Origin of the sequence: Cronobacter sp. HA18006 (genome assembly GCF_011605445.1) — a bacterium.
Taxonomy (GTDB): Bacteria; Pseudomonadota; Gammaproteobacteria; order Enterobacterales; family Enterobacteriaceae; genus Cronobacter; species Cronobacter sakazakii.
Genome location: NZ_JAANQB010000022.1, coordinates 245130 through 257837 on the forward strand (window position 1 = coordinate 245130; position 12708 = coordinate 257837).

12 protein-coding genes are annotated in these 12708 nt (G+C 58.9%); 6 read left to right on the top strand and 6 right to left on the bottom strand.

The features are described from left to right. On the top strand, positions 1 to 993 hold the full coding sequence (gene rpoS / locus G9X48_RS15765) for an RNA polymerase sigma factor RpoS (RefSeq protein WP_007663544.1): 993 nt from the start codon (positions 1 to 3) through the stop codon (positions 991 to 993). Between the two features lie 54 nt (positions 994 to 1047). Here the strand turns inward: rpoS and G9X48_RS15770 are convergent, their stop codons facing one another. Next, on the bottom strand, positions 1048 to 1422 hold the full coding sequence (locus G9X48_RS15770; RefSeq protein WP_097641950.1) for a DUF4440 domain-containing protein: 375 nt from the start codon (positions 1420 to 1422) through the stop codon (positions 1048 to 1050). Continuing rightward, entirely contained in the window at positions 1422 to 2801 is a 1380-nt protein-coding gene (locus G9X48_RS15775) for an MFS transporter (protein WP_097641951.1), read from the bottom strand. The genes G9X48_RS15770 and G9X48_RS15775 overlap by 1 nt, the downstream gene beginning before the upstream one ends. Before the next feature lie 108 nt (positions 2802 to 2909). On the opposite strand from G9X48_RS15775, the gene G9X48_RS15780 reads away from it, so the two are divergent. Then, entirely contained in the window at positions 2910 to 3815 is a 906-nt protein-coding gene (locus tag G9X48_RS15780; RefSeq protein WP_097641952.1) for a LysR family transcriptional regulator, read from the top strand. A gap of 2 nt (positions 3816 to 3817) precedes the next feature. Here G9X48_RS15780 and G9X48_RS15785 read toward each other — a convergent pair whose 3' ends face one another. Beyond that, positions 3818 to 4228 (bottom strand): MarR family transcriptional regulator, encoded by a 411-nt coding sequence (locus G9X48_RS15785; protein ID WP_007870392.1) that lies wholly within the window; start codon positions 4226 to 4228, stop codon positions 3818 to 3820. A gap of 171 nt (positions 4229 to 4399) precedes the next feature. On the opposite strand from G9X48_RS15785, the gene G9X48_RS15790 reads away from it, so the two are divergent. The 3 genes from G9X48_RS15790 to G9X48_RS15800 are packed head-to-tail and all read left to right on the top strand — an operon-like array spanning position 4400 to position 6683. After that, positions 4400 to 5017, top strand: coding sequence for a non-oxidative hydroxyarylic acid decarboxylases subunit B (locus G9X48_RS15790; protein WP_087600200.1), 618 nt, complete (start codon positions 4400 to 4402; stop codon positions 5015 to 5017). Beyond that, on the top strand, positions 5007 to 6437 hold the full coding sequence (locus G9X48_RS15795; RefSeq protein ID WP_012123939.1) for a non-oxidative hydroxyarylic acid decarboxylases subunit C: 1431 nt from the start codon (positions 5007 to 5009) through the stop codon (positions 6435 to 6437). Before G9X48_RS15790 ends, G9X48_RS15795 begins: the two co-directional genes overlap by 11 nt. 9 nt (positions 6438 to 6446) lie before the next feature. Continuing rightward, on the top strand, positions 6447 to 6683 hold the full coding sequence (locus G9X48_RS15800) for a non-oxidative hydroxyarylic acid decarboxylases subunit D (RefSeq protein WP_007894575.1): 237 nt from the start codon (positions 6447 to 6449) through the stop codon (positions 6681 to 6683). Between the two features lie 243 nt (positions 6684 to 6926). Here the strand turns inward: G9X48_RS15800 and mutS are convergent, their stop codons facing one another. Together mutS and G9X48_RS15810 are read right to left on the bottom strand one after the other, a co-directional pair. Next, positions 6927 to 9488, bottom strand: coding sequence for a DNA mismatch repair protein MutS (gene mutS, locus G9X48_RS15805; RefSeq protein ID WP_097641954.1), 2562 nt, complete (start codon positions 9486 to 9488; stop codon positions 6927 to 6929). 250 nt (positions 9489 to 9738) lie between these two features. After that, positions 9739 to 10443: a GNAT family protein gene (locus tag G9X48_RS15810; protein ID WP_007870382.1), complete on the bottom strand. Its 705-nt coding sequence runs from the start codon at positions 10441 to 10443 to the stop codon at positions 9739 to 9741. Positions 10444 to 10650: 207 nt separating this feature from the next. On the opposite strand from G9X48_RS15810, the gene G9X48_RS15815 reads away from it, so the two are divergent. After that, positions 10651 to 12318, top strand: a complete 1668-nt coding sequence (locus tag G9X48_RS15815) for a methyl-accepting chemotaxis protein (protein ID WP_105536280.1) — start codon at positions 10651 to 10653, stop codon at positions 12316 to 12318. 68 nt (positions 12319 to 12386) lie between these two features. Here the strand turns inward: G9X48_RS15815 and G9X48_RS15820 are convergent, their stop codons facing one another. Next, on the bottom strand, positions 12387 to 12599 hold the full coding sequence (locus tag G9X48_RS15820; protein WP_007870378.1) for a KTSC domain-containing protein: 213 nt from the start codon (positions 12597 to 12599) through the stop codon (positions 12387 to 12389). Positions 12600 to 12708: the final 109 nt, after the last annotated feature.

Below are 12708 nucleotides of genomic sequence, written 5' to 3' on the forward strand. Positions count from 1 at the left end.
ATGAATCAGAATACGCTGAAAGTTCATGACTTAAATGAAGACGCGGAATTTGATGAGAACGGAGTAGAGGCTTTTGACGAAAAAGCCTTGGTAGAAGAGGAACCCAGTGATAACGACCTGGCTGAAGAAGAGCTGCTGTCGCAGGGTTCAACACAGCGTGTATTAGATGCAACTCAGCTGTATCTTGGTGAGATTGGTTATTCGCCTCTGCTAACCGCTGAAGAAGAAGTTTATTTCGCACGCCGCGCTCTGCGTGGTGATGTAGCCTCCCGCCGTCGCATGATTGAAAGTAACCTGCGTCTGGTGGTGAAGATTGCCCGCCGTTATAGCAATCGTGGTCTGGCGCTGCTGGATCTGATTGAAGAGGGCAACTTGGGGCTTATCCGCGCTGTTGAGAAATTTGACCCGGAACGCGGGTTCCGTTTCTCTACGTACGCAACCTGGTGGATTCGTCAGACCATCGAACGGGCAATCATGAACCAAACCCGTACGATTCGCCTGCCGATTCACATCGTAAAAGAGCTTAACGTCTATCTGCGTACCGCTCGTGAACTGTCCCATAAACTGGACCACGAACCGAGTGCAGAAGAGATTGCAGAACAGCTGGATAAACCAGTTGACGACGTTAGCCGTATGCTGCGCCTGAACGAGCGTATTACCTCTGTTGACACCCCGCTGGGTGGCGATTCAGAGAAAGCGCTGCTGGATATCCTGGCCGATGAGAAAGACAACGGCCCGGAAGACACCACGCAAGACGATGATATGAAACAGAGCATCGTCAAATGGCTGTTCGAACTGAACGCCAAACAGCGTGAAGTTCTGGCCCGTCGTTTCGGTCTGCTCGGTTACGAAGCGGCAACGCTTGAAGATGTCGGCCGTGAAATTGGCCTGACTCGTGAACGTGTTCGCCAGATTCAGGTTGAAGGCCTGCGCCGTCTGCGTGAAATTCTGCAGGGCCAGGGGCTGAACATCGAAGCGCTGTTCCGCGAATAATCACCATTCCCGTCAAAAGGGCCAGTCATCCGACTGGCCTTTTTCTTTTGTGCCTTACGCCTGCCGTGTTTCATGCAAGTGACGCCAGCGCGGCTCTCCCTCATGAAGTTCAAACACGACGGTTGACCAGCGCACCGTGCTCTCCTGCGCTATCCGCTGCGTTTCGCGATACCCTACAACCGCGCCTTCGGGCCATTCGGCGATCACCGAAAGCGCGTCCACCTGAATCTCAAGCCCGGGTTTACTGCCGCCCGCAGCGGTAAAGAACGCGTTAAGCGCGTGCATATCGAGCGGCACGCCGTTCAGCGGGATCATGGAATAGTCCGGGCTAAAGCGGCCCAGCAATTCCTGGACATCGCCCTCGCCCCGGCCGAGCCAGCGTTCAATCGCCACATGGGCGTCGAGAACTTCTTTAAACCAGCGATTCATCACTTCTCCTTCTTTTCGACAAATGACAGCGTGACAGCCTGACGGGGCAAGCGCCACGCGAAAACCAGCGGCACCAGCGTCAGCGCCGCCGCGAGGGTAAACGTCGCCTGCCAGGCGATAAGTGGCGAAAGCCACATCAGCAGCGCATTCAGCGCGAGGCTCACCAGCGTGACGCCAAAGCAGAAGCTGAGCTGGCGGTTGATATTCCACAGCGCGCTGGCGTCGGGCATATTGGCGTTGGCGGTATGCAAAAACGCGCTGCTCTGCGCGGTACTGCTGCACAGGCTGCCGCCTGCGCCCATCAGAAAGAACGCCGTCACCAGCAGCGCCCACGGGCTCTGCGCATCGGTTTGCGTCAGCAGCACAATCCCGCCCGCCTGCAACAGGCAGCCGAGGGAAATTAACGGCCGCGGGCCGAGGCGGTTAAACAGGCGGGCGGTCGCGGAAATCGCCATAAATGACGCCACCGACCACGGCACCATCAGCGCGCCGCTGGCGGCAGGTGAAAGCCCCGCGACGGTTTGTAGCCAGAACATGCCGACCACGTTAACGCCAATAAACATGCCGGGCACGCACTGATAAACCAGCATCGAAAAACGCATCAGCGGCTCGCCCAGCAGATGCACTCTCAGCAGCGGCGCGGGATGACGACGACAGCGGCGCAGCATCAGCGCCATAAGCACCATGCCCGACGCCAGACCTGCCGCGGCAAGCCACGGCGCCGTTTTTTCGCTAAGCCCGTTCAGCCCGAACAGCACCAGCAGCAGGCCGCCTGCGCCGGTAATAACGCTTATCGTATCGAGCGGGCGTTTATCGGGCGCTGGCGCATCGGGTTTGAGCCAGCAGAACGCCATCACAAGCGCCAGCATCGAGAGCGGCAGGCTCGCCAGAAAAACCCACTGCCAGCCCGCCGTCTGAACAATAACCCCGCCTGCGACCGGCGAAAGCGCCGGTGCCAGCAGGCCCGTCAGCATCACGGCGGAAGAGAGCCCGGCACGCTCGTGTTTTGCATATAACTGCCAGACCAGCGCCTGCCCGACCGGGATCAACACGCCGCCGCCCGCGCCCTGGATGATGCGCCAGAAGATGAGCGACTCCAGTGACGTCGCCATACCGCAGGCCGCTGTCGCCACGGTGAACAGCGCCAGCGACAGTAAAAACAGACGCCGCGCGCCGAGGCGCTGCGTGAGCCAGGCGCTGAGCGGGATAACCACCGTCAGCCCGGCTATGTAGGCGTTGCTAATCCATGAAAGCTGCGTCACTGACGCATGCAGCGCCTCGCCAATGGCCGGAAAGGCCACCGCCGCGATAAACATATTGATGAGATCGAGAAAAAAGCCCAGCAGATAAATCAGGGTAACTCTGTTTCGATAGGTCATGGCACGCCCTCTGTGGAAGAGGGGCACTCTAACCGCTCGCCATGAAAGGAAAAACGGCGTCCGGGTTGATATACTGTCAAACCCTTTTTGACAATCGGCGCAAAGACGATGCTGAATTTATCGCGGCTGGCTATGTTTGTCGCCGTTGTGGACGCGAAAAGTTTTACCGGTGCCGCAGCGGCGCTCGGGCAGACCAAAGCTGTAGTCAGCTTTAATATCCGCCAGCTTGAAAGCGAACTCGGCGTGACGCTGCTGCTGCGCTCGACGCGCCGCCTGACGCTGACCGACGCGGGCGAGCGGTTATACCAGCGCAGCCTGGTATTGCTGAAAGATGCTGATGCGTTGCTGGACGATGTGCAGGCAAGCCATGATGGGTTCAGCGGCGAGCTGCGTGTGACCACCACGCCGGAATATGCAACGCACGTGGTCGGCCCGGCGCTCGCCGCCTTCAGCCGCGCGCATCCGGCGCTGCGCATCCGCCATTTCTCGTCGTCGCAGCACGCCGATTTAATCTCAGAGCGGGTGGATGTCGCTATCCGGCTCGGCACGTTGCAGGATTCCGCCTACCGTGCGGCGCTGATTTCCCGTTTTGATATTTTCCCCGTCGCGTCGCCCGCGTGGCTTGAGCGCCACCCGATCTCAACGCCCGGGGCGCTCGGCGATGCGGACTGGCTGGTGCATACCCGGCTGGCGTCGCCACTGCGCTGGGAACTCACCGGCCCGCACCACGAGACGCTGTGGTTTGAGATAACGCGCCCGCCCGTGATTGCGGCCGACGGCGCAGGCGCGCTGATGACGTTCGCGCTGGAGGGCTGCGGCGTGGCGCTGCTGCCCGCGTGGCTGGTTAAAACCGCGCTGGAAGAGGGCAGGCTGGTGCGGCTGCTCCCTGCGTATCGCTTCCCCGCGCAGGGCGTTTATGCGGTTTACCCCGACGCGCGCCACGTTTCCGGCAAAGTGCGGGGGTTTATCGATTTTCTGCGCGCCCGCGAAGCGCAGGCGACAGCCGGAAAATAGCGTTACGGTTTGTCTATCATCCGCGTGATGAGTGCTGCGAACAGCGCCCGCTCTTCGGCGTTCAGCTTGCCTAAAAACGCTTCATCCACGGCGTCGCCCTTCGGAATACTGGCGTGCAACAGCGCCTCGCCTTCTGGCGTGAGGTATATAAACCGGCGGCGCTTATCCTCCGGCGCGCTTTCACGGCGCACCAGCCCGCGGCTCTCCATCCGGCTCAGCATTTCGGCAAGCGTCGCTTTGGTGCTGACGGCGGCTTCGGTCAGCGCCACCTGTTCGATGCCGGGGTTTTCGGCTATCGATCGCAGCACCGCGTATTGCGGCTTGGTCAGCTCAGGCAGCGCCAGCTGCCACTGCGCCGTATGCTGCTGAAAAAGCTGGCGTAACAGATGAAAGGCTTGTTGTTTTACGGCCATATACTCTCCGGGATCAGGATCTTCTCACCATCATAACCGCTGCGATGCGGAAAGCTAACGCGGCGCTTTTTAGCAAAAAGTGTGACTGTACACGAACGATCTTGCCAGATTCCCCTGCCGGGCGTACTTTTAATTTATATGTTCGTACACGAACAATAATTGAGGTAACGCATGAGGCTAATTGTCGGAATGACGGGCGCAACCGGCGCGCCGCTTGGGGTCGCGCTGTTGCAGGCGCTGAAAGCGATGCCCGAGGTGGAAACCCATCTGGTGATGTCAAAGTGGGCGAAAACCACGATTGAACTGGAAACGCCGTTCTCCTGGCAGGATGTCGCGGGGCTGGCGGATGTGGTGCACAGCCCGGCAGATCAGGCCGCGACGATCTCCTCAGGATCGTTTCGCACCGACGGCATGGTGATCATTCCGTGCAGCATGAAAACCCTGGCGGGCATCCGCGCGGGTTACGCCGACGGGCTGGTGGGCCGCGCCGCTGATGTGGTGCTGAAAGAGAACCGAAAACTGGTGCTGGTGCCACGCGAAACACCGCTTAGCACCATTCATCTGGAAAACCTGCTGGCGCTCTCGAAGATGGGCGTGGCCATCGTGCCGCCCATGCCCGCCTGGTACAACCATCCCGCGACGATCGACGACATCATCAACCATATCGTCGCTCGCGTACTCGATCAGTTCGGGCTCGATGCCCGCAACGCCCGCCGCTGGCAGGGGCTGAATTCTGCGAAAACAGCCGACACCCATTCATCACGAGGAGGAAACACGCATGGCGTTTGACGATCTGCGCAGCTTTTTGCAGGCGCTTGAAGAGCAGGGACAACTGCTGAGGATCAGCGAAGAGGTGCAGGCGGAGCCAGATATCGCGGCGGCCGCCAACGCGACCGGACGCATCGGCGAAGGCGCGCCCGCGCTCTGGTTTGACAATATCCGCGGCTTTACCGACGCGCGGGTGGCGATGAACACCATTGGTTCATGGCCGAACCACGCGATCTCGCTCGGTCTGCCGCCTGCCACACCGGTAAAGCAGCAGATAGAAGAATTTATTCGCCGCTGGGATACCTTCCCGGTCGCGCCCGAACGCCGCGATAATCCGCCATGGGCGGAAAACAGCGTCGACGGTGATGACATTAACCTGTTCGACATTCTGCCGCTGTTTCGCTTAAACGACGGCGACGGCGGGTTCTACCTTGATAAAGCGTGTGTGGTCTCGCGCGATCCGCTCGATCCCGAACACTTCGGCAAGCAGAATGTCGGCATCTACCGGATGGAAGTGAAAGGCAAGCGCAAGCTCGGGCTGCAACCGGTGCCGATGCATGACATCGCGCTGCATCTGCATAAGGCCGAGGAGCGCGGCGAGGATTTGCCGGTCGCCATTACGCTTGGCAACGATCCGATCATTACGCTGATGGGCGCCACGCCGCTGAAATACGATCAGTCTGAGTATGAAATGGCGGGCGCGCTGCGTGAAAGCCCGTACCCGATAGCCACCGCGCCGCTGACCGGTTTCGACGTGCCGTGGGGGTCGGAAGTGATCCTCGAAGGGGTGATTGAAGGACGCAAACGCGAGATAGAAGGGCCGTTCGGCGAGTTTACCGGGCACTACTCCGGCGGGCGCAACATGACCGTGGTGCGTATCGATAAAGTCTCTTATCGCACCAAACCGATTTTCGAATCGCTCTATCTCGGTATGCCGTGGACCGAAATCGACTACCTGATTGGCCCGGCGACCTGCGTGCCGCTTTACCAGCAGCTTAAAGCGGAGTTCCCGGAAGTGCAGGCGGTGAACGCGATGTATACCCACGGGCTGCTCGCGATTATCTCCACCAAAAAACGCTACGGCGGTTTCGCCCGCGCGGTGGGCCTGCGTGCGATGACCACACCGCACGGGCTTGGCTACGTGAAGATGGTGATTATGGTGGATGAGGATGTCGATCCGTTCGATCTGCCGCAAGTGATGTGGGCGCTGTCGTCTAAGGTCAACCCGGCGGGCGATCTGGTGCAGTTGCCGAATATGTCGGTGCTGGAGCTTGATCCTGGCTCAAGCCCGGCGGGGATTACCGACAAGCTGATTATCGACGCCACGACGCCGGTCGCGCCGGATAACCGCGGGCATTACAGCCAGCCGGTGAAAGACCTGCCGGAAACCCCGCAGTGGGTAGAGAAGCTGACCGCCATGCTGGCTAACCGTAAAAAATAAGGAGACGAGATGATTTGTCCACGTTGTGCCGATGAAACCATCGAAATCATGGCGACGTCGCCGGTGAAAGGCGTCTGGACGGTGTATCAGTGCCAGCATTGTTTGTACACCTGGCGCGACACCGAGCCGCTGCGCCGTACCAGCCGCGAGCATTACCCCGAGGCGTTCCGGATGACGCAGGCCGATATCGATAACGCGCCGGAAGTGCCAACGGTGCCGCCGCTGCTGGCGGATGGTAAGCGTTAACCCTCTGGTGCGATGGTTTAAATGGCGGGTGTGAAACTTTAAACGGCGGGTGCGCTACGCTTACCCGCCCTACACGACAAAATGATGGCATTCACGTAGGGTGGGTAAGCGAAGCGCACCCACCATTCACGCCCCGCCATCACCAACGACATCCACCCTACGAAACATAAGGCGTTGAAATTATGTAGGGCGGGTAAGCGAAGCGCACCCGCCACCTCAAACTACCCATCTACCACATCAAACTTACACCAGGCTTTTCAGGCGGTAGATCCACTCCAGCGCCTGGCGCGGCGACAGCGAATCCGGGTCGAGATTCTCCAGCGCCTCTACCGCCGGGCTGGTATCTTCGGCGGCGGCGAGCAGCGACATCTGCGTGCCGTCCACCTGCGTTGCCGCCGCGTTACCGGAAAGGCTCTCCAGCTCGCGCAGCTTCTGGCGCGCGCGCTTAATCACCTCTTTCGGCACGCCCGCCAGCGCCGCAACCGCCAGGCCGTAACTCTTGCTCGCGGCGCCGTCCTGAACGCTGTGCATAAACGCTATCGTATCGCCATGCTCAATCGCATCCAGATGCACGTTGGCGACGCCTTCCATCTTCTCCGGCAACTGGGTCAGTTCGAAATAGTGCGTGGCGAACAGCGTCAGCGCTTTAATACGGTTGGCGAGGCTCTCCGCGCACGCCCACGCGAGCGACAGCCCGTCATAGGTAGATGTGCCGCGGCCAATCTCATCCATCAGCACCAGACTGTGCTCGGTGGCGTTATGCAGGATATTGGCGGTTTCGGTCATCTCGACCATAAAGGTCGAACGCCCGGAAGCCAGATCGTCGGCGGCGCCCACGCGGGTAAAAATGCGATCGATCGGGCCGATTTCCGCCTGTTCGGCGGGCACGAAGCTGCCGATATACGCCATCAGCACAATCAGCGCCGTCTGGCGCATATAAGTGCTCTTACCGCCCATGTTCGGGCCGGTGATAATCAGCATCCGGCGCTGCGGGCTGAGCGACAGCGGGTTGGCGATAAACGGCTCGTTCAGTACGCGCTCCACCACCGGGTGACGGCCTTCCACCAGGCGAATGCCGGGCTTGTCGGTCAGCGTCGGGCAGTGATAGTTCAGCGTGTCGGCGCGCTCGGCAAGGTTTGTCAGCACGTCGAGCTCAGCAAGCGCCGCGGCGCTTTTTTGCAGTTCCGCCAGGTGCGGCAGCAGCAGATCGAACAGCTCGTCATAAAGCTGTTTTTCCAGCGCCAGCGCTTTGCCTTTGGAGGTCAGAACTTTGTCTTCATACTCTTTGAGCTCAGGGATGATATAGCGCTCGGCGTTTTTCAGCGTCTGGCGGCGTACATAGTGAATCGGCACCATATGGCTCTGCCCGCGGCTCACCTGAATAAAGTAGCCGTGCACGGCGTTGAACCCTACCTTGAGCGTGTCGATGCCGAGCTTCTCGCGCTCGCGGATCTCCAGGCGGTCGAGATAATCGGTCGCGCCGTCGGCCAGCGCCCGCCATTCATCAAGCTCTTCATGGTAGCCAGGCGCAATCACGCCGCCGTCGCGCACCAGCACCGGCGGCGCTTCAATAATCGCGCGCTCCAGCAAATCTCTCAGCTCAGCGAAATCGCCCATCTGTTCGCGCAGCGTCTGTACATACTCAGCGTCAATATCGGCAAGCAGCGTATTGAGCGTCGGCAACTGCTGGAAGGCGTGACGCATGCGCGCCAGATCGCGCGGGCGGGCGGTACGCAGCGCCAGGCGCGCCAGAATACGCTCCAGATCGCCCACCTGGCGCAGCACCGGCTGGATCTCTGTGCTGTATTCCATTAGCGCCGCGATGGCCTGCTGACGGTGGCGCAACACGCTCGTATCGCGCACCGGCATATGCAGCCAGCGTTTTAACATGCGGCTGCCCATCGGCGTGACGGTGCAGTCGAGTACGGAGGCCAGCGTATTTTCCACCCCGCCCGCCAGATTCTGGGTGATCTCCAGATTACGGCGCGTGGCGGCGTCCATAATGATGCCGTCCTGCTGGCGCTCCATGGTGATCGAGCGGATATGCGGCAGGCTGGTGCGCTGCGTGTCTTTCACGTATTGCAACAGACACCCGGCGGCGCACAGCCCGCGCGGCGCGTTCTCAACCCCAAAGCCCACCAGATCGCGCGTGCCGAATTGCAGATTAAGCTGCTGGCGCGCGGTATCGAGTTCAAACTCCCAGAGCGGGCGACGACGCAGGCCGCGTCGGCCTTCAATCAGCGACATCTCGGCGAAATCTTCCGCATACAGCAATTCCGCCGGATTGGTGCGCTGTAATTCCGCCGCCATGGTCTCGCGGTCCTGCGGCTCGCTTACGCGAAAACGCCCGGAGCTGATATCAAGCGTTGCGTAACCAAAGCCTTTGCTATCCTGCCAGATGGCGGCCAGGAGATTATCCTGACGCTCCTGCAACAGCGCTTCATCGCTGATGGTGCCGGGGGTGACGATGCGCACCACTTTGCGCTCCACCGGGCCTTTTGACGTGGCCGGGTCGCCAATCTGCTCGCAAATCGCCACCGACTCGCCAAGGTTAACCAGCTTCGCCAGATAGTTTTCCACGGCGTGGTGCGGCACGCCCGCCATCGGGATCGGCTCGCCCGCCGAAGCGCCGCGTTTGGTCAGCGAAATATCCAGCAACTGCGACGCGCGTTTCGCATCGTCATAAAAGAGTTCGTAAAAATCGCCCATGCGATAAAACAGCAGGATGTCAGGGTGCTGCGCCTTGAGCTTCAGATACTGCTGCATCATGGGCGTGTGGGCGTCGAAGGTTTCGCTTGTGCTCATGGAGTGGAGATGTCCATTTCGTTGGATTTCAAAAGGATGTGATATTTGTAGTTATCGTGGGTTATCACGCAGAAGGGTATGATAACCAAGTCTCGGGAGCAGGGAAACTGGTGGCGTGCGGCAATGCGCGACACCCTGAAGCCGGGTCGCAAAAATGCGCGCCGAGGAACCGCGCGTGGGCAGGGCTCCTCTTTTTTACTGATAAAAAACCGCGCCGCAATCATTCGCGATTTTACATCTGGTCACGCCTTTATTTGTCCTTAAACTCGTCCAGATGTTTAATCTGCCGACCGCGCTCATTAAAGTTTTCCGGGCGCAACCAGGCGCGCAGCGCTTTGGCGTGATGCGGCCATTCGGCTTCGACAATCGAATACCAGTTCACATTACTGTTGCGGCCTTTTCGCACCTGACATTCCCGGAATGTCCCTTCATAAATAAAGCCGAGACGTTGAGCAGCCTGAATGGCAGGCGTATTCAGCTCATCGGTTTTCCATTCGCAGCGCCGGTATTTTAATTCTTCGAAAACATACGCCAGTAATAAGCAGATAGCCTCCGTACCGTAATGGGTTCTTTTCATGGAAGGCGACCAGTTCACATTGCCAATTTCAATCACGCCGTGGGTTTTATCGACATTCATCAGGCAGAGTGTGCCGGTGGGCTGGCCGCTAATATTTTCCAGCACGGTGAAATACCAGGCGTCCGGCGTGGCCTCCAGACGACGCAGATAATATTCAGTGGCGGTCAGCGTCGGCGGGCGCTCATCGGCGAGATAAGTCCAGTCGCGGGTGTCGTCAATGCTGTGCCAGGCGTGGTGCAGCGCCAGCGCGTGGCGCACGCTGACTGGCTCAAGGTGACAAAAATGCCCGGCGAACATTTTCTTTTGTGGCAGCTCACGCGGTTTCCACTCCGCCACGGGCTGGCCGACATACTGACCGAAGCTGTTTAGCTCTTTCATTGTGCCTCCTTAAAACCCGGAAGGGGACGTTCTGGAACGCTCGCGGGGTGAAAGGGATACTTTGACTATCGGTCAAAAAGGTAAGGTTTTTATCTTTTTATTTTAAATTATGGCGTCGTTCGCATATTTCAGCCGGGTGGATAAAGTTTGTGCGCGCTATTCCGATAACAGCTTCACACGAGCGCCTTGTTCAGGGGATAGTTAACGATGATTAAAAATATAAAAGTGGTTAGCGGGATTATTATTATCCTGTTGACCTTTACGGTGTTGCAGATGGTCACCGGCAGCCTTTTTTATTCGGCAGTCAATAATGACAGAAATAATTTCCAGAATGCGAATTTACTTAATTTTCAGCAGGAGCAGCTTGGCGACAGTTTTCAGACGCTGGTAAAAACCCGCGTGACGGTGAACCGCGTTGCGATCCGTTTTCTGAAAAATCAGCGCGATCCGGCGTCGCTTGCGGCAATCAACAAACTGCTGGCGACCGCTTCCACCTCGCTTGGCAAAGCGGAAAAACATTTCGCACTCTACAAAGGCTCGCCGCGTCTGAACGGGCAGGATGAGGCGACGGCCAGCAAAATAACTGAAAAATACCAGGCGCTGCATGACACGCTTCAGGCGTCCATTGGTTATCTTAGCGCGAATAACTATGAGGCTTACGGCAATCTCGACGCCCAGAAAGCGCAGGACGAGATGGAGGAGATCTACACCACGTGGCGGGCGCAGAACACCACGCTGCTGCAGGCCGCCGCCGAGGAGAACCAGCAGAGCTTTACCGGCATGCTCTGGACGCTTGGCGTTATCGCGGTGATTGTCGTACTGGCCATCGCCACTATCTGGCAGGGCTTACGTCATCTGCTGCTGGGGCCATTGCGTGACGCGATGGAGCATATCCGCGCCATTGCTGGCGGCGATTTAACGCGCCAGATCGCGGTAGAAGGGCGTAACGAGATGGGGCAGCTTGCCGCGTCGCTTCTGGCGATGCAACAGGCGCTGGCGGGCACCGTCACGGCGGTACGCGACAGCACGGAATCCATTTACACCGGCGCGGGGGAAATCTCCGCAGGCAGCAACGATCTCTCCGCGCGCACCGAGCAGCAGGCCGCGTCGCTGGAAGAGACCGCCGCCAGCATGGAGCAGTTGACCGCGACAGTGAAACAGAACAGCGATAACGCGCGTCAGGCGTCGCAACTGGCGAAAAACGCCTCGGAGACCGCGGATAAAGGCGGGCGCGTGGTGGAGAACGTGGTGCAGACCATGAAGTCCATCGCCGAAAGTTCGCAGCAGATTGCGCACATCACAAGCGTTATCGACAGCATCGCCTTCCAGACCAACATTCTCGCGCTTAACGCCGCGGTAGAAGCGGCGCGCGCTGGCGAGCAGGGCCGCGGCTTCGCGGTGGTGGCGGGTGAAGTGCGCACGCTTGCCAGCCGTAGCGCCAACGCGGCGAAAGAGATCAAAGCGCTTATCGAAAATTCAGTAAACCGCGTCGATACCGGCTCCGGCCAGGTACAGGAAGCGGGCGATACTATGAAAGAGATCGTGCAGGCGGTCACCCGCGTGACCGATATTATGGGTGAAATCGCCTCAGCCTCTGATGAGCAGAGCCGCGGTATTGAGCAGGTAAGCCTTGCGGTGTCGCAGATGGACAGCGTTACGCAGCAGAACGCCGCGCTGGTGCAGGAATCCGCGGCAGCGGCCGCAGCGCTGGAAGATCAGGCAGAGCAGCTGCGCCAGGCCGTGGCAGCCTTTAAGGTCTCCCACGGCGTCGTCAGTGCATCAGCACGCACCGGTGCCGCGCCGCTTGCCCGCGTCGAGCCGGTAAAACCCGCGCTGGCAGCGCCTGCGGGCGGTGATAACTGGGAAACGTTCTGATCTCTGCCTGTTAGCGAAATAAAAAAGCGTGGCGAGCCACGCTTTTTTTATGCCTTCTGTTTATCGCTTCAGCTGACGGACACTTTGAAAAAGCTGCTTTTGACATTGCTGTTGAACCAGCTCTCTTTCTCGTTGCTCATCAGAAACGTTTGCCAGGTTTTCGCCGGTACGCCGAGAAACTGCTCCACGCGCCCATTGGCGTACTCAATTTCCATAATCGAACAGGTTGGATCGTAGCCTGCGCTTTTAAACGTTCTCGACTGGACAGGATGTCGTTTCATTTCAGCCCCTTGATTTGAAAACCACTGAGCGTTATCGGCATTTCACCCGCTGCGCTTGACTACCAGAACTGGCGGGGCGGGTGGAGCGGCGAAGAATATATTCTTGTTG